The 22,199-nt window shown below is 69.8% G+C and carries 19 protein-coding genes and 1 pseudogene; 10 read left to right on the plus strand and 10 right to left on the minus strand.

The features are described from left to right. Positions 1-119: 119 nt before the first annotated feature. From ACZ61C_RS02750 to ACZ61C_RS02770, 5 genes and pseudogenes are all read right to left on the minus strand, one after another. Positions 120-947 (minus strand): annotated as a pseudogene (locus tag ACZ61C_RS02750) (5-oxoprolinase subunit C family protein); the annotation flags it as partial. Then, positions 944-1,555, minus strand: coding sequence for a 5-oxoprolinase subunit B family protein (locus ACZ61C_RS02755; protein ID WP_465302082.1), 612 nt, complete (start codon positions 1,553-1,555; stop codon positions 944-946). The gene ACZ61C_RS02755 and the pseudogene ACZ61C_RS02750, both read right to left, overlap by 4 nt. After that, the gene (locus tag ACZ61C_RS02760; protein ID WP_465302084.1) at positions 1,552-2,304 is read right to left on the minus strand and encodes a LamB/YcsF family protein; all 753 of its coding nucleotides are present in this window, start codon (positions 2,302-2,304) and stop codon (positions 1,552-1,554) included. The genes ACZ61C_RS02755 and ACZ61C_RS02760 overlap by 4 nt, the downstream gene beginning before the upstream one ends. 1 nt (position 2,305) lies before the next feature. Then, positions 2,306-3,100 carry a putative hydro-lyase gene (locus tag ACZ61C_RS02765; protein WP_465302086.1) on the minus strand — a complete coding sequence of 265 codons (795 nt, stop codon included), beginning with the start codon at positions 3,098-3,100 and terminating at the stop codon, positions 2,306-2,308. Positions 3,101-3,176: 76 nt separating this feature from the next. After that, the gene (locus ACZ61C_RS02770; RefSeq protein WP_465302088.1) at positions 3,177-4,418 is read right to left on the minus strand and encodes an MFS transporter; all 1,242 of its coding nucleotides are present in this window, start codon (positions 4,416-4,418) and stop codon (positions 3,177-3,179) included. Between the two features lie 117 nt (positions 4,419-4,535). Between ACZ61C_RS02770 and ACZ61C_RS02775 the strand changes: the two genes are divergently transcribed. Both ACZ61C_RS02775 and ACZ61C_RS02780 read left to right on the plus strand, forming a co-directional pair. Then, on the plus strand, positions 4,536-5,255 hold the full coding sequence (locus ACZ61C_RS02775) for a GntR family transcriptional regulator (protein ID WP_465302090.1): 720 nt from the start codon (positions 4,536-4,538) through the stop codon (positions 5,253-5,255). Between the two features lie 292 nt (positions 5,256-5,547). Then, positions 5,548-5,976 (plus strand): hypothetical protein, encoded by a 429-nt coding sequence (locus tag ACZ61C_RS02780; protein WP_465302092.1) that lies wholly within the window; start codon positions 5,548-5,550, stop codon positions 5,974-5,976. Between the two features lie 10 nt (positions 5,977-5,986). On the opposite strand, the gene ACZ61C_RS02785 is transcribed toward ACZ61C_RS02780, so the two are convergent. The 4 genes from ACZ61C_RS02785 to ACZ61C_RS02800 all read right to left on the minus strand — a co-directional run bounded on the left by ACZ61C_RS02785 (position 5,987) and on the right by ACZ61C_RS02800 (position 11,578). Further along, complete coding sequence (locus tag ACZ61C_RS02785; protein ID WP_465302094.1) at positions 5,987-7,351, minus strand: ricin-type beta-trefoil lectin domain protein; 1,365 nt, start codon at positions 7,349-7,351, stop codon at positions 5,987-5,989. After that, a complete protein-coding gene (locus ACZ61C_RS02790; RefSeq protein WP_465302096.1) occupies positions 7,348-9,207 on the minus strand; it encodes a ricin-type beta-trefoil lectin domain protein in 1,860 nt (619 codons plus the stop codon). Before ACZ61C_RS02790 ends, ACZ61C_RS02785 begins: the two co-directional genes overlap by 4 nt. Beyond that, a complete protein-coding gene (locus ACZ61C_RS02795) occupies positions 9,204-10,247 on the minus strand; it encodes an RICIN domain-containing protein (protein ID WP_465302098.1) in 1,044 nt (347 codons plus the stop codon). The genes ACZ61C_RS02790 and ACZ61C_RS02795 overlap by 4 nt, the downstream gene beginning before the upstream one ends. Positions 10,248-10,351: 104 nt before the next feature. Then, positions 10,352-11,578: a family 16 glycosylhydrolase gene (locus ACZ61C_RS02800; RefSeq protein ID WP_465302100.1), complete on the minus strand. Its 1,227-nt coding sequence runs from the start codon at positions 11,576-11,578 to the stop codon at positions 10,352-10,354. Between the two features lie 291 nt (positions 11,579-11,869). Between ACZ61C_RS02800 and ACZ61C_RS02805 the strand changes: the two genes are divergently transcribed. After that, positions 11,870-12,070 carry a hypothetical protein gene (locus tag ACZ61C_RS02805; protein ID WP_465302101.1) on the plus strand — a complete coding sequence of 67 codons (201 nt, stop codon included), beginning with the start codon at positions 11,870-11,872 and terminating at the stop codon, positions 12,068-12,070. Here the strand turns inward: ACZ61C_RS02805 and ACZ61C_RS02810 are convergent, their stop codons facing one another. Beyond that, complete coding sequence (locus ACZ61C_RS02810) at positions 12,071-13,300, minus strand: ROK family transcriptional regulator (protein ID WP_465302103.1); 1,230 nt, start codon at positions 13,298-13,300, stop codon at positions 12,071-12,073. 132 nt (positions 13,301-13,432) lie between these two features. Between ACZ61C_RS02810 and ACZ61C_RS02815 the strand changes: the two genes are divergently transcribed. The 7 genes from ACZ61C_RS02815 (at position 13,433) to ACZ61C_RS02845 (ending at position 22,065) form a co-directional block, all read left to right on the plus strand. Next, positions 13,433-14,665 (plus strand): ROK family transcriptional regulator, encoded by a 1,233-nt coding sequence (locus tag ACZ61C_RS02815; protein WP_465302105.1) that lies wholly within the window; start codon positions 13,433-13,435, stop codon positions 14,663-14,665. A 206-nt stretch (positions 14,666-14,871) separates the two neighbouring features. Then, the gene (locus tag ACZ61C_RS02820; protein ID WP_465302107.1) at positions 14,872-16,542 is read left to right on the plus strand and encodes an ABC transporter substrate-binding protein; all 1,671 of its coding nucleotides are present in this window, start codon (positions 14,872-14,874) and stop codon (positions 16,540-16,542) included. 14 nt (positions 16,543-16,556) lie between these two features. After that, positions 16,557-17,666, plus strand: coding sequence for an ABC transporter ATP-binding protein (locus tag ACZ61C_RS02825; RefSeq protein ID WP_465302109.1), 1,110 nt, complete (start codon positions 16,557-16,559; stop codon positions 17,664-17,666). Continuing rightward, on the plus strand, positions 17,663-18,643 hold the full coding sequence (locus tag ACZ61C_RS02830; RefSeq protein WP_465302111.1) for an ABC transporter permease: 981 nt from the start codon (positions 17,663-17,665) through the stop codon (positions 18,641-18,643). Before ACZ61C_RS02825 ends, ACZ61C_RS02830 begins: the two co-directional genes overlap by 4 nt. 1 nt (position 18,644) lies before the next feature. Beyond that, positions 18,645-19,628: an ABC transporter permease gene (locus ACZ61C_RS02835; RefSeq protein ID WP_465302113.1), complete on the plus strand. Its 984-nt coding sequence runs from the start codon at positions 18,645-18,647 to the stop codon at positions 19,626-19,628. Continuing rightward, positions 19,625-20,620 (plus strand): ABC transporter ATP-binding protein, encoded by a 996-nt coding sequence (locus ACZ61C_RS02840; protein ID WP_465302115.1) that lies wholly within the window; start codon positions 19,625-19,627, stop codon positions 20,618-20,620. Before ACZ61C_RS02835 ends, ACZ61C_RS02840 begins: the two co-directional genes overlap by 4 nt. Before the next feature lie 41 nt (positions 20,621-20,661). Next, positions 20,662-22,065, plus strand: a complete 1,404-nt coding sequence (locus ACZ61C_RS02845) for a GH1 family beta-glucosidase (RefSeq protein ID WP_465302117.1) — start codon at positions 20,662-20,664, stop codon at positions 22,063-22,065. The last annotated feature ends 134 nt before the right edge of the window (positions 22,066-22,199 follow it).

Here is a 22,199-nt window from a genome sequence, read left to right on the forward strand (position 1 = left end):
GCCAAAGGAGGGAGGGGGAGGGGCCGTTGATTTTGTTTTTTTGGGGTGGCGCCTTCCCCCGGGGGGGTTGTGGGGGGGGGGGGGGGGGGCCACCCCCCCCCCCCCCCCCCCCCCCACGACGCTGGGCGGAAGCGCACGGTCTGGCCCGGGCGCAGCTGCGCCGCGAGGTCCAGATCTTCCTCTTCGACCACCGCGATCACCGGGTAGCCGCCGGTGGTCGGGTGGTCGGCGTGGAACAGGATCGGGCGGCCCGACGGCGGCACCTGCAGCGACCCGGGCACACACGCCTCGGACGGCAGCTCGTCCGTGCGGGTCCGCGAGAGCGGCGGCCCGGTGAGCCGGATGCCGACGCGGTCCGACTCCGGCGACACCGTGTACACAGTGGACAGCAGCTCGTCCGGGGACACGAACCAGTCGCGACGCGGTCCCGGTGTCACCCGCAGGACCGGCGCGTCAGGCAACGCCGCCCGCGGCGCCAGGTCGACCACCGGGAACGCGCCGGGGGTGCCCACCGGCAGCAGCATCCCGGCGGCGAGCGGCGGCGGGCCCAGCTTGCCGAGCGTGTCGGTCGACCGGGAACCCAGCACCGGCGCGACGTCGATCCCGCCGCGGACCGCGACGTAACACCGCAGACCCGAGGAAGCCGTGCCCAGCGCGAGTTCTTCGCCCGGCCACAGCGTGATCGGCGCGTTCAGCCCGCCCTTCGACAGCGGGCACGGCGCGCCCGTCACCGCCACCGTTGTCACGCTCGACGCGCGCAGCACCAGCCCGCCGAGCGTCACCTCCAGGGCCGCGGCGCCGGGCGGGTTGCCGACGAGCCGGTTGGCCAGCTGGAACGACCCCCGGTCCGCGGCGCCCGAGCGGCCGACGCCGAGCGCGGCGTGCCCCGGCCGGCCGAGGTCCTGGACCGTGGTCGCGAAGCCCGGCCGGACGACTTCGAGCTTCACGACGGCACCGCCGTGAACCGGACCCGCGTGCCGGGTGGCAGCAGGTTCGGTGGGTCGCGGTCGACGTCCCACACCGGCACGTCCGTCCGGCCGAGCAATCGCCAGCCGCCAGGAGACGCGCTCGGGTAGACCGCGCTGTACTCGCCGGCGATCGCCACCGAACCCGGCGGGATGCGCGTCCGGGGTGACGACCGGCGCGACACGTGCAACGCCGGGTCCAAACCGGACAGATACGCGAACCCCGGCGCGAAACCGCAGAACGCCGAGACGTACGAACCCGAGCTGTGCCGGGCGATCACCGACGCGACGGAGACATCCGCCTCGGCCGCGACGTCGGCCAGGTCCTCGCCGTCGTACACCACCGGGATCACCACCTCGGCCGAAGCGGACACCGCACTGTCCACAGGGGACACCTCACGCAGCACCGCGCCCAAGCGGTCCGCGTCCGTCACCTTCGGGTCGAAGCGCACCAGCAACGTCCGTGCCGCCGGGACCAGCTCTTCGACGCCGGGCAGTTCCAACGACGTCACGGCGGCCTGGAACCCCAGCACGTCCTCCAGCTCCACCAGCACCGCGCGCCGCCCGCACGGCAGCAGCCGGACGGTCATCCGGTGAACGCGCCGAGCGGGACGTCCGCGGCGGCCAGGCCGTCGCGAATGCGCCGGGCCAGCTCCACCGCGCCCGGCGTGTCCCCGTGCACGCACAGGGAATCCGGGCGGAGGTCGAGCTTGCCGCCGTCGGCCGTGACCACCCCGCCGCCCGACGCCATCGTCACCGCGCGCTCGGCGACGGCGGCCGCGTCGTTCAGGACGGCGCCCGGCTGCTTGCGCGACACGAGCCGCCCTTCCGGGGTGTAGGCACGGTCGGCGAACGCCTCCGCGTACGCCACCACACCCGCTTTTTCCGCCTGCCGCTGCATTTCCGAGTCCGGCAGGCAGAGCAGCGCGAGCGCCGGGTCGTACCGGCGCAGGCCGTCGACGATCGCCGCGGCCTGCTCGACGTCCACCGCCGCGGTGTTGTACAGCGCGCCATGCGGCTTCACGTACGTCACGCGGCTGCCCGCCGCGCGGGCGAACGCGTCGAGCGCGCCGATCTGGTAGAGCACCTCGTCCGCCAGGTCGGCCGGCGCGATGTCGAGCGCGCGCCGGCCGAACCCGGCCAGGTCGCGGTACCCGACGTGCGCCCCGATCGCGACGCCGCGCTCGGCCGCGAGGTCGCACACCCGCCGCATCACCGACGGGTCGCCGGCGTGGAAGCCGCAGGCGACGTTCGCGCTGGTCACGATGTCGAGCATGGCTTCGTCGTCGCCCATCTTCCAGGCGCCGAAACCCTCACCGAGATCGCTGTTCAGATCCATCTCAACCCACCCGGTATTCGCTGTCGCGGGAGTCGGTGATGAACATGTACCCCGGCGCGTGGGTGATCGCGAACGGGGGACGCGACGCCATCAGCGCCGCCTGCGGGGTGACCCCGCAGGCCCAGAACACCGGGACGTCACCGGGGCGCGCGTCCACCGGATCACCGAAGTCCGGCCGGGAAAGGTCTTCGATCCCCAGCGTACGCGGATCGCCGATGTGCACCGGAGCTCCGTGCACGGCCGGCATCGCGCGGGTGATGCGGATGGCGTCGTCGACGCGCTCCTCGGGGATCTGCCGCATCGAGACCACCATCGGGCCGAAGAGCCGCCCGGCGGGCTCGCACTGCCGGTTCGTCACGTACATCGCGACGTTGCGGCCCTGCTCGACGTGCCGCAGCGGAACACCTTCGGCGGCCAACGCCGTCTCGAAGGTGAAGCTGCAGCCAATGGAGAAGGCGACCATGTCGCTGCGCCACAGGCCGGTCGCGTCCGACACCTCGCCGGCCAGCACGCCGTTCTGCCAGATCCGGTACCGCGGCAGGTCGGTGCGCAGGTCCGCGCCCTCGGCGAGCCGCGTGGCCGGGTCGCCGGGGTCGGTGACGTCGAGCAGCGGGCACGGCTGCGGGTTGCGGGTGCAGAACAGCAGGACGTCGTAGGCCCAGTCCTGGGGCACGGCGATCAGGTTGGTCTGGGTGAAGCCGTCGGCCCAGCCCGTGGTGGGGCGGGCGTTGCCGCGGCGGAACACCGAGCGCGCCTGCGCCGGGCTGAACGTCGCGGGTTCGTCGAAAGTCGTCACGAGCTCCCCCTTGGGAGGTTTCCGGGTCCGGGGGCGGGCCCCCGGGCGGGGTGTGGGGGTTGCACCCCCACAAAAATCAGTCGACAAGTTCGATGCCCCGGGTTTCCGGGAGCCCCAGCAGAGCGAGCACGGCGATGCCGTACCCCAGCGCGCCGAACACGATCGCGCCGCCCGCGCCGAGGAAGCCGACGACGGTCGGGAAGATCGCGCCGACCGCGCGGCCGAAGTTGTAGGTGAAGCCCTGGCCCGTCCCGCGCAACGTCGTCGGGTACAGCTCGGCGAGGTACGCGCCGAAACCGCTGAAGATCGCGGACATCGAGAAGCCGAGCGGGAAGCCGAGCACGAGGATCAGGCCGTTGGCGCCCTTGGGGATCTGCGTGTACGCGACGATCAGCCCGGCCGAGAGGATCGCGAAGGTCAGGAAGGTCTTCTTGCGCCCCATCAGGTCCGTGAGGTACCCGCCGCAGACGTACCCGACAAACGCCCCGGTGATCAGGAAGGCGAGGTAACCGCCGGTGCCGATCACGGTCAGCTCGCGTGTCTTCTTCAGGTAGGACGGCAGCCACGTCGAGATCGTGTAGTAGCCGCCCTGGACGCCGGTGGCCAGCAGCGCGGCGAAGAACGTCGTGCGCAGGAGGTCACCCTTGAAGATCTGGACGAGCGTGCCCTTCGGGCGTTCGGTCTTCAGCCGCTCCTCGGCGCGCGGCGCGTCCTTGACGCTCTTGCGCACCCACAGCACGAGCAGCGCGGGGATGACACCGGTCCAGAACATGATGCGCCAGGCGACGTCGTCACTCGCGACGCTGAACACGACGGTGTAGACGATCACCGACAGGCCCCAGCCGACCGCCCACGCGCTCTGCACGAACGCCACGGTCCGGCCGCGGTAGCGGGCCGAGGAGTACTCCGCGACCAGCGCCGCGCCGGCCGCCCACTCACCACCGAAGCCCAGGCCCTGCAGGGCGCGGAAGATCAGCAGCGTCTCGAAGTTGGGCGCGAACCCGCAGAGCACGGTGAAGATCGTGTACATCGCGATGGTGATCTGGAGCGTGCGGACACGGCCGATCCGGTCGGCCAGCATGCCGGCCCCGACCCCGCCGATGGCCGACACGACCAGCGTCGTGGTGCCGAGCAGGCCGGCTTCGCCGCTCGATATGCCGAAGTACGCGGTGATCGCGGCGAGGCCGAGCGGCAGGGTCTGGTAGTCGAACGAGTCCAGGCCATAGCCGCCGAACGCGCCCGCGAAGGCGCGGCGTCCGCGTTTGCCGAGTGTGCGAAACCAGTCGAACGGCCGGGCCTCGGTTGCTGTGGCAGTCATGTCGGGCACCTCCTGGCCAGTGTCTCATCGTGGCGTGCCTCACACAGTAGGGATTGTTGAACAATTCCACAAGATGGCAATTACATCGTCCTCAGTGTGACGGGTACCATCCGTGACGTGGTCATCGAAGACAGCGTGGTTCCGGGCCTGGAGGCCGATCGTGGCCTGGTCAGCCGCAAGAGCACGGCCGAGCGGGTCGCCGGCGTCCTCCGCAAGCGCATCGCGGAGGGCTTCTTCCTGCCCGGCGGCCGGCTCTCGGAGCAGGACATCGGCAACGCGCTCGGCGTCTCGCGCAACACGCTGCGGGAGGCGTTCCGGCTGCTCACGCACGAGCGGCTGCTGGCCCACGAGCTCAACCGCGGGGTCTTCGTCCGCATCCCGAGCGTCGAGGACGTCGTCGACATCTACCGGGTGCGCAAGATCATCGAGTGCGCGGCGGTCCGCGGGGTGACGGCGAAGCCGGCGTCGTTCGCGAAGATCCGCGAGAAGGTCGAGATCGGCGACGAGGCGGCGCGCAGCGGCAACTGGAAGGACCTCGGGACGGCGAACGTCTGGTTCCACCAGGAGCTCGCCGCGCTGTCGGGCAGCGAGCGCGTCAACGAGCTGGTCGGCCGGCTGACCGCCGAACTGAGGCTGGTCTTCCACATCATGGCCGAGCCCCGGCGGTTCCACGAGCGCTACCTGCCGCGCAACCACGAGATTCTCGATCGCATCGAGGCCGGGGACGGCCCGGGCGCCGAGCAGCTGCTGATGAAGTACCTCGAAGACGCCGAAGAACAGCTGGTCGGGGCCTACGCCGACCGCGCCGCGGTGGCCCGGGCGGCGATGTCGGAGTAGTGGCAAGCGCCCCAAGGCCACATTGGGTGCGTCTAACGCACCGAAGGCCGCCTTGGGTGCGTTAGACGCACCGAAGGCCACATTGGGGCGTTTGGGGCCGGGGGTGGGAGTGGCCGTTCGGGCACCGTCCCCGTCCGGACGGGCCGAGTGCTCGTCTTCGCCGGGCCCGGCTGGATAACCTCGATGCGGTTTCGCGGCCGGAGTACCCCCAGCGGTTGCGGACCGTCCGGCTGCCGGGTCGCGGCCTCCCCAGTGTTGCGGCCCGGCAGCTCCGGGCTGGGACACTGACCGGGTGCGGATGAACTCGCGAGCGTGGCCGGGCCGGTTCGACGAGGTCCCCTGGGCGGAGATCGTCGACCGGTTCCGAGACCTGGTCGCGAAGCACCCCGAGCTCCGCGCGATGGCGGACATCGCCGACAGCGTGGCCGCCAGTGGCGGCGACCGGCTGGCCGGGCTCACCTCGATGCACGACCTCGTGGTCACGCCTCGGCCGGTGCCGGACTACCGGCCGATCGAGGTGGTGGTCGTCCGGTCGCCTTCGTCCGGTTTGGTCGGTCCCGGCGGGGTTCTGGTCGAGCACCGGTCCGTGACCGGGCACGACGACCGGATCCACCGCCCCGCCGCCGAGGCCGTGCCGCTGTTCTGGCGGTTCGTGATCGAGAAGTTCGGGGTGACGCCGGAAGGGCCCGGCCGGGAGTCCCGGCCGGGCCCTTCGGCTTGAAGAAACGCCGTCAGCCGGCGTAGCGGGCGAAGATCCTCGTGAAGTCCCACGCCTGCTGGGAAACACCCGAACACGTGTCGTCGTTCGGGTAGCCGCCCGGGCAGGGGCGGTCGCGGTTGGCCGACCAGAACGTCAACCGGGCCAGGTGGTGCTGGTTCGCGTAGGCCAGGATGGTGGTGAAGTCGTTCAGCGTGACCGTCTCGCTGTTGTCCGTGATGCCGTTCATCGACGAGATGCCCATGTGCCGGTAGGCCGCGTCGTCGTCGTAGCCGTAAGCCGACTTGACGACGTTCTTGAGGCCTTCCGCCGCGCGCTGGGTGAGCGTGCCCATGTTCTGGCCCGCGCCGCCGAAGTCGAACGGCATGATCACCCAGCCGTCGACCGTGAGGCCGGACTGGGCCGCGCGGTTGACCAGGCTGTTGTCCGGACCGGACTGTCCGGTGCCGAACGTGACGTACAGCTTGATGCCCGGGTTGTTCGCCCGGACCGTCTTCAGCGCGTCGACCGTGCGCTGCTGCACCGTCGGGTTGCTGTAGGCGTCGGCCTCGATGTCGATGTCGATCGCCTTGAGGCCGTAGGCGCTGATCACCTTCTGGTAGCCCGCCGCCAGCTCACCCGCGCTGCCGCACGACGACTCCAGCTTGTTGCCGGAGTACCCGCCGAACGACGGGATGACGTCGCCGCCGCCCGCGCGGACCGCGTTGATCGTGTTCTGGTCGACCCCGCCGGTCAGCGCGCGCCCGCCGTCCCACATCGGGTTGCAGTAGCCGTTGGACAGGATGAACGCCAGCGTGAACCACTTGACGCCGGTGGCGTTCTGGATCGTCTGCGGGCTCGGCGGGTTGCCCCAGCCGTTGTAGAGGTACGGCGCCACGGCCATCACGCCCGGGCCGGACGGCGGCGGGGTCGTGCCGCCGGACGGGAGCGTCCACTGCTGGTTGGCGCTGGTGGCGCACGTCCAGATCTGCAGCCGCGTGCCGTTCGCGCTCGAGTTGCCGGTGGCGTCGAGGCACTTGCCCGACCCGGTGTTCACGAGGTTCTTCGCCGCGTTGGCCGTCCACTTCTGGGCGGTGGAGCCGTTGCAGTCCCAGAGCTGGATCGTGGTGCCGTTGGCCGTGCCGGCGCTCGTGACGTCGAGGCACTTGCCCAGCGCCTGCAGGGATCCGTCGGACCCGACCGTCCACTGTTGAGCGCCGGAGCCGTTGCAGTCGTACAGCTGGACGGCCGTGCCGTTCGCGGTGCTCGCCGCGTTGACGTCGACGCACTTGCCGGCGAGGCCGGTGATCGGACCGGTCGCCGCCTGCGCGACACCGGGCGCGAGCACCAGGGCCGACGCGGCCGCTACGAGAGCAGCGAATGCTGCGAGCTTCTTCATGCGGGCACGTTCCACTTCTGGTTGGCGGCGCCGGTGCAGGTCCAGATCTGCAGCCGGGTGCCGTTCGCGCTGGAGTTGCCGGTCGCGTCGAGGCACTTGTTCGAAGCCGCCCCGACGATGTCCTTGGCTGCGGTCGCCGACCATCTCTGGTTGGCCGTCCCGCCGCAGTCCCACAGCTGCAGCAACGCGCCGTCCGCTGTGGACTGTCCGGTCACGTCGAGGCACTTGCCCAGCGCACGGAGCGTGCCGTCGGTGCCGACCGTCCACTGTTGAGCGCCGGAGCCGTTGCAGTCGTAGAGCTGGACCGCGGTGCCGTTGGCGCTGTTCGCGCCCGCGACGTCGAGGCACTTGCCGCCGAGGCCGGTGATCGCGCCGGTCTTGCCGCCGCCACCGCCCGTGCCCTGGTTGCCGGCCCAGGTGAACGTCGCCGACGTGTGGCCGGGCAGCGTGTAGGTGAACGACGAGTTGCCCCAGTTCACGCGCACGCTCTGGTTGCCGGTGCCGCTGTTGTACGCGATCAGCGCCTTCGAGCCGTCCGGGTTCTTCCACGCGACGTTGCGGACGGTCGAGTTGTCGTTCGAGTCGATCCGGTACGCGCCCGGCTTCACGAACTTCGTCAGGTGCCCCATCGTGTAGTACTCGACGGTGTAGTCGACCTGCCCGCTGCGCGAGTCTCCGTTGTGGACGGTGATCAGGCCGGTGCAGGTGCCGCAGCCGCCGTTGTGCGGGCCCATGTTCTGGTCGACGGCGAGGCTCCACTTGGTGACGCTCTTCGACCAGTTGCGCGTGTAGTCGACGATGTTGTTCATGTCTTCGGCCTGCTGGTTCGAGATCCAGGTGCCCCCGGAGTGCTCGGTCGAGTAGGCGTTGACGTTCGGGTACTGGTTGTGGGTGGTCGTCTGCTGGGCGATGTTCCCGCCGTACCCGTGCCAGGCGACACCGCCGAAGTTCGGGTGGTTGCGGATGGCCGAGTCGTCCAGCGTCGGCGCGCCGTAGGACGCGTAGGTGTCCCAGTTCCAGTCGAGCGCGAGGACCTTTGTGGACAGTCCGGCGCCCTGCAGGGCCGGCAGCAGGTTGTTCTTCGCGAAGTAGGCCAGGCCCGCGCCGTTCCAGTTGGTCGACGGGTAGCTCGCGCAGCACGTCGGCTCGTTCTGCATCGAGACGTAGTCGATCGGCACGCCGGCGGCCTGGTAGGCCTGGAGGTACTTGACGAAGTACTGCGCGTACGCCGGGTAGTACTGCGACTCGACCCAGCCCAGCAGGTAGCTGTCGTTGTCCTTCATCCACGGCGGCGCGCTCCACGGCGACGCCATCACCTTGGCCTGCGGGTTGAGCTGCTTGGCCTGCTTGGTCAGCGGCAGCACGTCGGCCTGGTCGTGCGCGATCGAGAAGTGCGTCAGGTTCGGGTCGGTCTGGCCGGCCGGCATGTCGTCGAAGGTGTAGCTGTAGCGGGCCAGGTCGGACGCGCCGAGCGGGTTGCGGATGAAGCTCAGCCCGATGCCGCTGTTCGGGTCGAACAGCTTGCGCATCGTGTCGTCGCGGGTGGCCTGCGACAGCGCGCCGCTGGAGTTCATCAGCCAGGCCGCGGTGTCCGTGAAGGACGCTCCGCCGCCTTCGAACTGCTGGTAGGTGGTGTTTTCGTTGACGTTGATGGTCACCCCGCCGGTGCCGGTGCCCGACGTGAAGGTGACCGGCGTCTGCTGCTGGAGACCGCGGGTGACCGTCCGGCCGCCGGAGTCGCTGGTCGTGGTCAGCCAGACGTTGACGGTCTCGCCCGCGGCCTGCGCGGGTACGGCGAAGGTGGCCGCGGCGAGCGCGGTCACGCCGAGGAGGGCGAGGAGAGAGCGTTTTCTCATGGCAGCGTCCACTTCTGGTTCGCACCGGACCCGCAGGTCCAGATCTGGAGCCGGGTGCCGTTGGCACTCGAGTTGCCGGTGGCGTCGAGGCACTTGCCGGACCCGGTGTTCACGAGGTTCTGCGAGCCGTTCGACGTCCACTTCTGGGCGTTGGAACCGTTGCAGTCCCACAGCTGGATGGGCGTGCCGTTCGTCGTGCCCGCGCTGGTGACGTCGAGGCACTTGCCGAGCGCGCGGACCGTGCCGTCGGCGCCGACCGTCCACTGTTGAGCGGTCGAGCCGTTGCAGTCGTACAGCTGCACGGCGGTGCCGTTGGCGTTGCTGGCCGCGTTCACGTCGACGCACTTGCCGCCGATGCCGGTGATCCGCCCGCCGCCGCCGGTGGGCGGGGTGGTGGTGCCGCCGGCGAACTGCGTGGCGACCTGCTCACCGAGGCTGGTGGCGTTGTTGTGGTTCTCGATCGGGTTGACGTGCGTGTTCGGGAACACGATGTAGGTCACCGGGCCCTCGGTGCCGCCGTTGGACGGGTCCGGGTTGATGCCGAGGTTGACGGCCGTCGCGTAGGACGCCTCACCGATGATGCTCGTCGGACCGGTGTCGCCGACCACGGCGTAGGTGACCTGGTTGTTGTAGATCACCGCCACGACCGAACCGCCGTCGATGCCGTAGTTGCGGTAGTCCCAGGTGGACGTCGGCTGCGGCAGCACGATGTACGGCAGCTGCGCGGCGTTGAGCGGTTGGTCCGTCGAGGTGTGGAACGCGGTGTCGGGGTAGAAGCAGCAGTCGGTCTGCTCGTTGCACTGGCTGGTCCGGACACCGTCGCAGTCGATGTCCATGTCGGCCTTGAAGAAGACCGCGCCGTTGGCCTGGCAGACGGGCACGGTGGCCGCGCCGCCTTCGTCGAAGGAGTACTTGCCGTTCGAGATCTGCTGGCAGGACGTGGTCTTGGCGAGCAGCTGGCTCGCGGACGGTCCCGCCTCGACCGCCGCTTGGGCGGAGGTGGACGTGAGGAGAGAAAGCGCTAACAGGGCACACCCCATTAGCGCGACGATGATTCGCCGCACTGGGTTTCTCCTATGGGGAAAGGGGTCGTGAGTGGTAATTCGGGTTAGAACCCGAATTACCACTCACGAGGGGGAGCGGGTCAGAGAGTGGTCCACTTCTGGTTCGCGCCGCCGCCGCAGGTCCAGATCTGCAGCCGGGTGCCGTTCGCGCTCGAGTTCCCGGTGGCGTCCAGGCACTTGTTCGCGTTGGGGTTCACGATGTCCTTGGCCCCGCTGACGACCCACTTCTGGGCCACGGTCCCGTTGCAGTCGTAGAGCTGCACCGCCGTGCCGTCCGCGGTGCCCGCGGCGTTGACGTCCATGCACTTGCCCAGCGCGCGGATCGTGCCGTCACCGGCGATCGTCCAGTTCTGCGCGGCGTTGCCGTTGCAGTCGGTGATCTGGATCGGCGTGAGGTTGGCGGTGCTGGCGCCCGCGACGTCGACGCACTTGCCGCCGATGCCGGTGATCCGCCCGGTGCGCCCGCTCGGCGGGGTGCCGCCGCCGGTGTCGTTGGTGACGTGGACGTAGTCGACGACCAGCTGCTGCGGGAACTGCGTGCTGCTGTTGGGGTCGCCCGGCCAGTACCCGCCGACGGCGAGGTTCATGATGATGAAGAAGTTGTGGTCGTAGACCCAGCGGTTGCCGTTCAGGTCGGACGGCGTGCGCGTCTGGTAGAGGTTCCCGTCGACGTACCACTTGATCTGGTTCGGGGACCAGTCGATGGCGTAGGTGTGGAAGTCGTCGGAGAAGTTGGGGCCGCTGTACCCGGCGCCGATGCCGCCGGAGCCGGAGTAGCCCGGGCCGTGGATCGTGCCGTGGACGGTGTTCGGCTCGAACCCGACGTTCTCCATGATGTCGATCTCGCCGTCGGTCGGCCAGTTGCCGCCGCCGAGCATCCAGAAGGCCGGCCACATGCCCTGGCCGCGCGGGAGCTTCATGCGCGTCTCGAAGTGGCCGTAGGCCTGGGTGAACTTGCCGGCCGTGTTCAGCCGCGCGGAGGTGTACTCGCAGCGGCCGTACCAGCAGTTGTAGTTGCCGGGGTTCTCGCGCTTGGCCGTGATCACGAGGTGGCCCTGGCCGTCGAGCTGGGCGTTGTTGGTGCCCGACGTGTAGTACTGGCGTTCGTGGTTGTTGACGTTGTCGCCGGTTTCGAGCTGCCACTTCGAGCCGTCGACGGCGGCGCCCGCGGGGCCGTTGAAGTCGTCGGTGAAGGTGGCCGCGGCTTCGGCCGCGGGGGCGGTCAGCGCCTGCTGCCCGAGCAGCAGCAGGGAGCAGGTGGCCAGGAGCGCCGCTGCTCTTCGGAACTTGCGGAACGAGGTGGACATCGTTGTCGCCTCTCTCACCGTGGGGACCGGCGTTCCGCGCGCAGCGCGAAGCGCCGGGGAGGGGGAGGTGGCCTCGCATGCCGGGGCGGCGGCAGGCGCGACCGGCTTCGCGGCCCGGGGGCGGGGGAAGGGCCGCGAGGTGGTTCAGACCTTTGTTGTGCTTGGCAACAAAGTATGCATGGTCCAGACAAGCCGGGCAACCGTCGGGCGGTCATTTTTTTTCAACCCGAATTAAGGGTGATGTGCTGACGGCCCTGGTACCGGGGAGCAGCCGCCACCGGAAGGGGAGCCGTGACCGAGGAGAAGCCGCCGTTGCCGCCGGGATCGCTCGCGGTCGCGCTGTTCATGCTGCTCGGGTCCGCCGGAGGAGCGTGGATGGCACTGGCGCACGTCAGCACGCTGTACCTGGTGCTGGGGATCCTGCTGTTCCTGGGCAGCGGGTTCCTCGGGGTGATGTTCCTGTGGGCCTGGTTCAGGAGCCGCCGCGCGTAGTCACGCCGCGTCGGAGTCGGAAGCGCTCGGCTTCACGATCCTTGTCGTCGCGCCCTGGTCCAGCAGGTCCGCCACCGGCAGTGTCGCCGCGCCGGTGGCCACCGCGTCCAGGCCCAGCGACCCCAGCTGGATCGACGTCTGGCTGAACGGGTGCCGCAGCGCGTGCTCGCTCGCCGCCTCGCGGATTCGGGGTAGCAGCTGCTCGCCCAGGGCCAGGCCGGCCCAGCCGCCGATCACTATCCGCTCGGGGTTGAACAGGTTGATCAGGTTCGCGATCCCCGCGCCGAGGTAGCCTGCCGTCTCGTCCAGCACCCGGGCCGCCGTTTTGGACTTCGCCGCCGCCTCCAGCAACGCGGAAAACTGGGCCTGCTCGTCCTCGCCGGGGACGTCCTTGCCCCGCGCGCGCCGGTACCGGGACAGCACGCCGCCCGCGCCGACGTACGCCTCCAAGCACCCCAGGGCTCCGCAGCGGCAGGGATGCCCGCCGTACGCGATCGTCGTGTGGCCCCATTCGCCCGCGCTGCTCGTCGAGCCGCGGTACGTCGTTCCGTCCGTCACCACCGCCGCGCCCACGCCTGAGCCGATCAGCGCTATCACCGCGTGCCGTGCGCCGCGCCCGGCGCCGAACCACATCTCGGCCTGGCCCTGGGTCTTCGCGCCGTTGTCCACGAACAACGGGAGGGAAACCCCGGCTTCCTGCAGCAGCGACACCAGCGGCACCGCGTCCCAGCCGACCGTCGGCGCGTGGACCAGGACCCGGGCGCCCTGCTCGACCGTGCCCGGGACGCCGATGCCCACCCCGAGCACGTTCGCGTCTTCGAAGGTCGCGAACACCTCACGCAGTCCGGATGTCACCTGCTCGACCGCCGTTGCCGGGTCCGGGGCCTTCGGGAGCGGGTGCTCGACCGTGGCCAGGCGGTTCATCGCCAGGTCGAACAGCTCGACCTTGACGCCGGTTTCGCCGATGTCCACCCCCGCGACGTGCCCGTACGCCGGGTCGACGCGGAGGAGCACCCGTGGCCGGCCGCCGTCCGACTCGACCTGGCCCGCTTCCGTGATCAGGCGTTCTTCGCCCAGTTCGGCGGTCACGTTGCTGACCGTCGCCGCACTCAATCCGGTGAGCTGGCTGAGTTCGTGCCGCGACAGCGGGCCGTCGAAGTACAGTTTCGACAGCAGCAGGGAACGGTTGTGCCGCCGCAGATCGCGGACGGTGGTGCGCTTGCTCGCCATGGGCAACCCATCTGAACTCTTACCGGCTCACTGACAGGATGCCTGATCACCGTAAGTTGTGGCTATGTATTAAGTAGTGAACTAAGTCCCGAACTGATGGTCGCACGGTCAGTCTCTGGCACAATCCCCCAGGTGACCCAGGTGGTACGCCAGACGACCCGAGACCTCCGACGGCACAACCGCGCGGCCCTCCTGTCTTCCCTCTACCTCCGCGGCCCCGTCAGCAGACTGGAACTAGTAGCTGAATCGGGACTGTCGGCCGCCACCGTTACGAACGTCGTCTCCGAGCTCATCGCGGACGGCGTCGTCGCGGAGGCCGGATCGGTCGAATCGGACGGCGGACGACCCCGGACGCTGCTGGCCGTGCGGCCGGACTTCGGGCACGTCGTCGGCGTCGACGTCAGTGAGACGCACGTCGAAGTCGGCCTGTTCGACTGCGCTCTCGGGACCCTCGGCACAGTACGGCACCCGCTCGTCGGCACCCGGCTCGATCCGGACGAAGTGGCCGGACTGGTGCGAACCGGCATCGCCGAAGTGCTCGAAGGCGGCGAACCGGGCGCGGTGTTCGGGGTCGGCATCGGGGTGCCCGGCGCGGTCCGCGACGGCGGGATCGTGCACGCGCCCACCCTCGGCTGGCGCGGGGTCGCCTTCGCCGGCCTGATCCGGCCGCACATCGACGCGCTGTTCCCGCCGGGGCCCGGGCCGCGGCCGGGGCGCGAGCTCATGGCGCTCCACCTCGACAACCGCGCGCGCACGCTCGGCCAGGCCGAGACCTGGCGCGGCGCCGGCCGGGGCGCCGAACGCGCCATCGTCGCGCTGCTCGGCGTCGGGGTCGGCGCCGCCGTCGCGACAGCCGGGCCGTCGCACCCCGGCATCACCACCAGCGAGTGGGGCCACACCGTCGTCAAGGCGGCCGGCGCGGCCTGCCGGTGCGGCTCGCGCGGCTGCCTGGAGGCCTACGTCGGCACGGAGGCGGTCGTCCGGCGCTACGCCGACCGGGTCGGCCAGGAACCGGTCATCGGGGACGAAAGCGACGCCGAGCTGGCCCGGATCGTCGCCGAGGCCGAGCGCGGCGGAGCCGCCGCCGACGTGCTCGCCGAGACCGGCGAGTACCTGGGCATCGGCATCGCGAACCTGATCAACCTGCTCAGCCCCGACCGGGTGGTGCTTTCCGGCTCCGCGGGGGCGATCATGGGACCGGCGATCCTGCCCGCGGTCCGCGGCGCGGTGGGCCGGCACGCCCTGGACTACCTCGCCGAGCGCACCGAGGTCGTCCTCGGCCGGCTCGGGCCGGAGGCGGTCGCGCTCGGCGCGGCGACGCTGCCCGTCGCGCAGCTGCTCGCGACGGGTGGCCGGACCGGCTGAATCCCTTGCGTCGCAAGGAGTAGCACCGCCAAGTGGTCCAACCATCCAGTTCTTTTAGTACTTAAACTTAGGCACAAAACGTTACCCGCGTGTTATTGACGTGACCCGAGTCACCCGGGTTGACTTCGGAACGTCGTTCGGTCGCCGGCGGTCGGGGCTCGCTACCAGTCGACATCACGCACGTCGTCGATCGCCAGGAGGAACCGATGCGAGTCAAGCGCTCCATCGTCGCAGCGCTAGTGGGACTGATGGCCGTCACCGGCCTGACCGCGTGCGGGGGAGGCAGCTCGAGCGCCGGGCAGGGCAACCCCGACGCGGTCCTCAACGTCGGCAAGCCCGACGGCCCGCAGTCGGAGAACAACAACCCGTTCCTCGAGACGTCCGCCCTGTCGAACATGGGCTACCGGTGGATGATCTACGAGCCCCTGGTCATGCTCAACCGCGTCAAGCCGCAGGAGCCCGGCAAGCCGTGGCTGGCGACGAAGTGGGACTGGTCGGACAACTACAAGAAGCTCGTCCTCACCGTCCGTGACGGCGTCAAGTTCTCCGACGGCCAGCCGATGACCGCCGAGGACGTCGCCTACACGTTCCAGCTGCTGCGCGACAACAAGGCGCTGAACGTCGACGCCGTGCCGTACAAGGACATCACCCCGGCCGGCAACCAGGTCACCCTGGCCTTCGACGGCTCCCAGTTCGTCAACCAGGTCAAGATCCTGCAGACGCTCGTCGTGCCGAAGCACGTCTGGCAGTCCATCAAGGACCCGGCGCTCGACACGGTGAAGAACCCGATCGGCACCGGCCCGTACACGCTGAAGTCGGCGACGCCGCAGACGATGATCGTCACCCGGCGCGACACCGGTTACTGGCAGGAAGCGCCGAAGGTCAAGGAGATCCGCTACACCTCCTACACCGACAACAACGCGCAGGTCAACGCGCTGGTGAGCGGGGCGTCGGAGTGGAGCTTCGTCTTCATCCCGAACTACAAGGCCGTCTACACCAACAAGGACCCGCAGCACTACAAGCTGTGGTTCCCGGCGCAGCTGGCCGTGCACGGCCTGTGGTTCAACACCGAGAAGGCGCCGTGGAACGACGCGAAGCTGCGTCAGGCCGTCAACAAGGTCATCAACCGCGACGACATCTTCAACCAGGGTGAGGCCGGGTACTTCTACCCGAAGAACGACCAGGTCACCGGCATTCCGACGCCGGCGGGCGACCCGTTCATCGCGCCGCAGTACAAGGGCCAGTCGGTCCAGGTCGACGTCCCGGGCGCGAAGTCGCTGCTCACGGGCGCGGGCTACAAGTTCAACGGCGACAAGCTGGCCGACCCGAGCGGGAAGCCGGTCACGCTGAAGCTCACCGTCCCGTCGGGCTGGTCGGACTACATCACCGACCTGGAGATCATCAAGGACAACCTGGCGCAGATCGGCATCACCGCCACGGTCGAGAAGATGAACCAGGACGCGTGGATCAAGTCGGTCGACACCGGTGACTTCGAGGGTCTGATGCACTGGACCAACGACGGCGCGACGCCGTACGACATGTACCGCGACGTGATGGACGGCTCGCGCTACAAGCCGACCGGTCAGGGTGGCATCAACGGCAACTACGGCCGGTACAAGAACGACGAGGCGACCCAGGCCCTGGCGACCTACGCCAACGCCGAGGACGACGCGTCCCGCACCGCCGCGATGGCCACGCTGCAGAAGATCATGATGGAGCAGCAGCCGATGATCCCGACGTCGGCGGCGAACTCCGGCGGCGAGTACAGCACGAAGAACTGGGTCGGCTGGCCGGACGAGGCCAACCCGTACGGCCCGGCGCAGCCCACGCTGCGCAACGCGCTGGACATCGTCCTCCACCTGAAGCCCGCGGCCTGATGGCGGATTCGGTCATGACGGAACACGGGGACGGCCGCGGCGACGCGGCCGCCCCCGCCCCCTCCGACCCCGTCGCCGTCGGGTCGGAGGGGGACCTCCCCGTCGTTCTGGAAGCGGCGGGGCTCACGAAGCACTTCCCGGTGCGGCGCAAGGGCCGCGCGGCGCTCACCGGCCCGCGGCGCGCCGTGCAGGCCGTCGACGACGTGACCCTCACACTGCGGCGGGGCCGGGTCACCGCGCTGGTCGGCGAGTCCGGCTCGGGCAAGTCGACCGTCGCGCGGCTGCTCGCGGGGCTCTACCCGCGCACCGGCGGGGACATCCGGCTGCACGGCGAGACGGTGAACGTCAAGCACGGCCGGGCGTTCCGGGCCTACTGCCGCCGGGTCCAGATGATCTTCCAGGACCCGTTCGCGTCGCTGAACCCGGTGCACACCGTGCGCTACCACCTGACGCGGGCGCTGAAGATCCACGGCCGCGCGGGTGACGACCTCGAGAAGTCGCTTCACGAGCTGCTCGCGCGGGTCCAGATGACGCCGCCGGAGCGGTACATCGACAAGTTCCCGCACGAGCTGTCCGGCGGGCAGCGCCAGCGCGTTGCGATCGCGCGGGCGCTCGGCGCGGATCCCGAGGCGCTGCTGGCCGACGAGCCGGTGTCCATGTTGGACGTCTCGATCCGGCTCGGCGTCCTGAACCTGTTGCGGGACCTCAAGGAGCGCCTGCACCTGGCGATCCTCTACATCACCCACGACATCGCGTCGGCGCGGTACTTCGCCGACGAGACGATGGTGATGTACGCGGGCCGCATGGTCGAAGGCGGCGACAGCGAGACCATCACGCAGAACCCGGCGCACCCGTACACCCGGCTGCTCATCAACTCCGCCCCCGACCCCGACCGGCTCCAGGTCGGCGCCGTGGACACCGAGCTCGCGCCCGGTGAGGTGCCGGCCGAGCGCGGGGCCGGCGAGCCGCCGAGCCTGATCGACCCGCCGCCGGGCTGCCGGTTCCACCCTCGCTGCCCGGTGGCGATGGAACGCTGCAAGACCGAGCTGCCGCCGCGGTTCGAGGTCGACGACGCGCCCGGCCACTGGGCCGCGTGCTGGCTCTACGACGGGGCCGCCCGATGAGGTTCCTGCTGCAACGGCTGGTCTTCTACGTCTTCACCGCGTGGGCCGCCGTCACCATCAACTTCTTCATCCCGCGGATGATCCCGGGTGACCCGGTGCAGTCGCTGATCGCGAAGAACCAGGGCATGATCAGCCAGGACGCCGTCCAGTCGCTGTACGTCCTCTTCGGACTCGACAAGAACGAAAGCCTGATCTCCCAGTACTTCGACTACTGGGGCCAGCTCTTCCGGGGTGACCTGGGGATCTCGTTCACGTTCTTCCCGACGCCGGTGTCCGAGCTGCTCGGCGACAGTCTGCCGTGGACGATCATCCTGGTCGGCATCACCACGATCGTCGGCTTCGCGATCGGCACCGGGCTCGGCGTGTTCGCCGGCTGGAAGCGCGGCTCCTGGGTCGACGGCCTGCTGCCGGTGACGACGTTCCTCTCGTCGATCCCGTACTTCTGGCTCGGCCTGATCGCGCTGACGCTGCTGGCCGGCCCGGGCAGCTTCTTCCCGTCGTCCGGCGGGTACGACCCGGGCACGGTGCCCGGCTGGGACGGCACGTTCATCGGCAGCGCGATCCAGCACAGCCTGCTGCCCGCGCTGACCATCCTGATCAGCTCGATGGGCAGCTGGATCCTGGGCATGCGCAACATGATGGTCACCGTCGCGTCGGAGGACTACGTCACCGTCGCGCACGCCAAGGGCCTGCCCGAACGCCGGGTGATGGTCGGGTACGCCGCCCGCAACGCGCTGCTGCCGAGCGTGTCCGGTTTCGCGCTGGCGCTCGGGTTCATCGTCGGCGGCACGCTGCTGGTGGAGATCGTCTTCTCCTACCCCGGCGTCGGTTACCAGCTGTTCCAGGCGGTCGGCTCGCAGGACTACCCGCTGATGCAGGGCATCTTCCTGATCATCACGCTGTCGGTGCTGGTGGCGAACCTGTTCGCCGACGTCGCGTACCTCGCACTCGACCCGCGCACCCGGAAGGAGGGCTGACATGGCTGTGCCCGCAGCGGACGTCAAGGCCGTGCAGGCCCTGCCGGTCGGCGCGCCGGCCCGCCGGCGCCGGTTCCGGTTCCTCACCGGCGGCAAGACGGTCACCGGCCTCGCCGTCATCGTCTTCTTCCTGGTGCTCGCGATCATCGGCGAGTGGATCGCGCCGTACGACCCGTCGGCCCGCAGCAGCGACCTGCTGGAGGCGCCGTCGGCCCGGCACTGGTTCGGCACCACCCACCTCGGCCAGGACATCTTCAGCCAGGTGGTGGTCGGCACGCGCAGCGTCATGCTGGTCGGCCTGGCCGCCGGGGTGGTGGCGACGATCCTCGCGGTGGTCGTCGGCGTGACCTCCGGCTACCTCGGCGGCACGCCGGGTGAAGGTCTTTCCGCGCTGTCCAACGTGTTCCTGGTGATCCCGGCGCTGCCGCTGATCATCATCATCGGCAGCGCGGTGCCCACCGGCGGTGACTTCCTGGTGGCGGTGATCATCGGGTTCACGTCGTGGGCGTGGGGCGCGCGGGTGCTCAGAGCGCAGACGCTTTCGTTGCGTGGCCGGGAATACGTCGAAGCGGCCCGCGCGACCGGCGAGTCGACGTGGCGGCTGATCTTCTTCGAGATCCTGCCGAACCTGACCGCGGTGATCGCGTCGAGCTTCGTCGGCACGGTGATCTTCGCCGTGATGTCGGAGATCACGCTCGCGTTCGTCGGCGTCTCGGGACTGTCCAACTGGAACTGGGGCACGATCCTGTTCTGGGCGCAGAGCCAGCAGGCCCTCGCGCAGGGCGCGTGGTGGTGGTTCGTGCCGGCCGGGCTGGCGATCGCGATCCTCGGCACCGCGTTGTCCCTGCTCAACTTCGGCATCGACGAGTTCGTCAGCCCGCGGCTGCGCGGCAGCGGCAAGGCGCGCGTCAAGGGCGCCGACGGGCGGACGCATCGCATGCGCGTGGGCTTCACGCCCGTGCTCGGGCGGGAGGAACAGCCATGATGGACCCGGTCCTGGAGATCAAGGGCCTGGACGTCGACTACGGCGTCGGCGACGAGGCCGTGCGCGCGGTCCGGGACGTGCACCTGACGCTGCACCGCGGCGAAGTCCTCGGCCTGGCCGGGGAAAGCGGCAGCGGAAAGTCCACTTTGGCCTACGGGCTGACGCGGCTGCTGGCGCCGCCGGGCGTGATCCGCGGTGGTGAGGTGATCTACCACCCCGGCGACGGCGATCCCTACGACGTGCTGAAGCTGACGGACAAGCAGCTGCGGGACTTCCGGTGGGCGGAGACGTCGATCGTGTTCCAGGGCGCGATGAACTCGCTGAACCCGGTGCACAAGGTCGTCACCCAGCTCGTCGACGTCATCAAGGCGCACGAGCCGCGGTCGACGAAGGCCGGCCGCCTGGCGCGGGCCCGGGACCTGCTCAAGCTGGTCGGGATCTCGGCCGACCGGCTGGAGGCATACCCGCACCAGCTGTCGGGCGGCATGCGGCAGCGCGTGATGATCGCGATGGCGCTGGCGCTCGAACCGCGGGTGGTCATCATGGACGAGCCGACCACCGCGCTCGACGTCGTGATGCAGCGCCAGATCCTCGGCCAGCTCGTGGAACTGCGGGAGCGGCTGGGCTTTTCGGTCCTGTTCATCACGCACGACCTTTCGCTGCTGGTCGAGTTCTCGGACCGGATCGCGATCATGTACGGCGGCCGGATCGTCGAGCAGGCGCCGGCGTCGGACCTCTACCGGGACGCGCTGCACCCGTACAGCCACGGCTTGCTGAACTCGTTCCCGGCCTTGCGCGGTCCGCGCCGCGAGCTGGCCGGGATCCCGGGCTCACCGCCGGACACGCGGGGCATGCCGGCCGGCTGCGCGTTCCACCCGCGGTGTCCCAAGGCCTTCGAGCCGTGCGACTCGAAGGTGCCCGAGCTGGGCTTGCCCGGCGGTGACCCGTCGCGCGAAGTGGCGTGTTTCCTGCATCCCGTCGCTACTCCCTGAACGCCGTCTGCCCTGTCCGGTACCACTGGAGGAGACCTGCCTTGACCGAGACCACAGCCGCGACCGCCGAGCAGCAGGCGTTGATCGACAGCCTGCCGCAGGACTTCCGCTGGGGCGTGGCCACCGCCGCGTACCAGATCGAAGGCGCGGTCTCCGAAGACGGGCGCACACCGTCCATCTGGGACACTTTCTGCCAGGTCCCGTGGGCGATCGACAACAATGACACCGGCGACGTGGCGTGCGACCACTACCACCGGATGCCCGCGGACATCGGGCTCGTCGGCGAGCTGGGCGCGGACACCTACCGGTTTTCCGTGGCGTGGCCCCGGATCCAGCCGCGCGGGCGCGGCGGGGTCAACGAAGCGGGCATGGGGTTCTACGAGCGGCTGGTCGACGAGACGCTCGAGCGCGGCATCACGCCGTGGCTGACGCTGTACCACTGGGACCTGCCGCAGGAGCTCGAAGACGCGGGCGGCTGGCCGGCGCGCGACACGGCGTACCGCTTCGCCGACTACGCGATGCTGGTGTTCGACCGGTTGTCCGATCGCGTGCGCCACTGGACGACGCTGAACGAGCCGTGGTGCTCGGCCATGCACGGGTACGTCCACGGCGTGATGGCGCCGGGCCGGCGTGACTACGCGGCGGGGTTGCACGCGGTCCACCACCTGCTGCTCGGCCACGGTCTCGCGACCCAGCGGATGCGGGAGGCCGCGCCGCCGGACACGGAGTTCGGCATCACGCTCAACATGTGCACGGCGGACCCGGCTACGGAGTCCGAAGAGGACGTTCGCGCGGCCCGGCAGGCCGACGGCCTCGGCGTCCGGATCTACCTGGACCCGCTGGTTCGCGGGGAGTACCCGGCCGACGTGGTCGAGGACCTGGAGGCCCGCGGCGTGCGCCTCCCGATCCAGGACGGCGACCTGTCGATCATTTCGACCCCGCTGGACTTCCTGGGCGTGAACTACTACTTCGGCCAGCAGTTCTCGGGCGTCGACGAGAAAGGCTCTTCCGTGGACGAGGAGGGGGCACCGGCATCCCGGGTGGTCCCGTTCGGCGAGCCGACGACGGCGATGGGCTGGGAGATCCTGCCGGACAAGTTCACCGAGCTGCTGACCCGCCTCGGGCGTGACTACCCGGGCCTCCCTATGTACATCACGGAGAACGGCTCGGCTTTCGAAGACGACCCGGACTCGTCCGGTTTCGTCCGCGACGAGCAGCGGACGGCCTACCTGGCCTCGCACATCGCCGCGGTCGCGGCGGCGCGCAACGCGGGTGCGGACGTGCGCGGGTACTTCGCTTGGTCCCTTTTGGACAACTTCGAGTGGGCTTACGGCTACGCGAAGCGGTTCGGGCTGATCCGTGTGGACTACGAGACGCAGGAGCGGACGATCAAGCAGAGCGGGTACTTCTACCGCGACACCGTGCGGCGGGTCCGCGGCAGCTGACTCAGGTTCGTGAAGGCCACCTCGAAACCTCGGGGTGGCCTTCACGGCTTTCCGGCGGTAGGGCGAGCCCCACCGCGTGGCCGGTGGTGCGCCGGATGGTTCCGGGTGGGGCACGCCCCTAGCGTCGGACGGGT

Source organism: Amycolatopsis sp. NPDC104587 (assembly GCF_055583645.1).

Bases quoted from the DNA above. Each gene is read 5' to 3' on its own strand.
- ACZ61C_RS02755 (WP_465302082.1), bottom strand. From the start codon at position 1,555: ATGACCGTCCGGCTGCTGCCGTGCGGGCGGCGCGCGGTGCTGGTGGAG.
- ACZ61C_RS02760 (WP_465302084.1), bottom strand. From the start codon at position 2,304: ATGGATCTGAACAGCGATCTCGGTGAGGGTTTCGGCGCCTGGAAGATG.
- ACZ61C_RS02770 (WP_465302088.1), bottom strand. From the start codon at position 4,418: ATGACTGCCACAGCAACCGAGGCCCGGCCGTTCGACTGGTTTCGCACA.
- ACZ61C_RS02785 (WP_465302094.1), bottom strand. From the start codon at position 7,351: ATGAAGAAGCTCGCAGCATTCGCTGCTCTCGTAGCGGCCGCGTCGGCC.
- ACZ61C_RS02790 (WP_465302096.1), bottom strand. From the start codon at position 9,207: ATGAGAAAACGCTCTCTCCTCGCCCTCCTCGGCGTGACCGCGCTCGCC.
- ACZ61C_RS02795 (WP_465302098.1), bottom strand. From the start codon at position 10,247: ATGGGGTGTGCCCTGTTAGCGCTTTCTCTCCTCACGTCCACCTCCGCC.
- ACZ61C_RS02800 (WP_465302100.1), bottom strand. From the start codon at position 11,578: ATGTCCACCTCGTTCCGCAAGTTCCGAAGAGCAGCGGCGCTCCTGGCC.
- ACZ61C_RS02810 (WP_465302103.1), bottom strand. From the start codon at position 13,300: ATGGCGAGCAAGCGCACCACCGTCCGCGATCTGCGGCGGCACAACCGT.
- ACZ61C_RS02820 (WP_465302107.1), top strand. From the start codon at position 14,872: ATGCGAGTCAAGCGCTCCATCGTCGCAGCGCTAGTGGGACTGATGGCC.
- ACZ61C_RS02825 (WP_465302109.1), top strand. From the start codon at position 16,557: ATGACGGAACACGGGGACGGCCGCGGCGACGCGGCCGCCCCCGCCCCC.
- ACZ61C_RS02830 (WP_465302111.1), top strand. From the start codon at position 17,663: ATGAGGTTCCTGCTGCAACGGCTGGTCTTCTACGTCTTCACCGCGTGG.
- ACZ61C_RS02835 (WP_465302113.1), top strand. From the start codon at position 18,645: ATGGCTGTGCCCGCAGCGGACGTCAAGGCCGTGCAGGCCCTGCCGGTC.
- ACZ61C_RS02840 (WP_465302115.1), top strand. From the start codon at position 19,625: ATGATGGACCCGGTCCTGGAGATCAAGGGCCTGGACGTCGACTACGGC.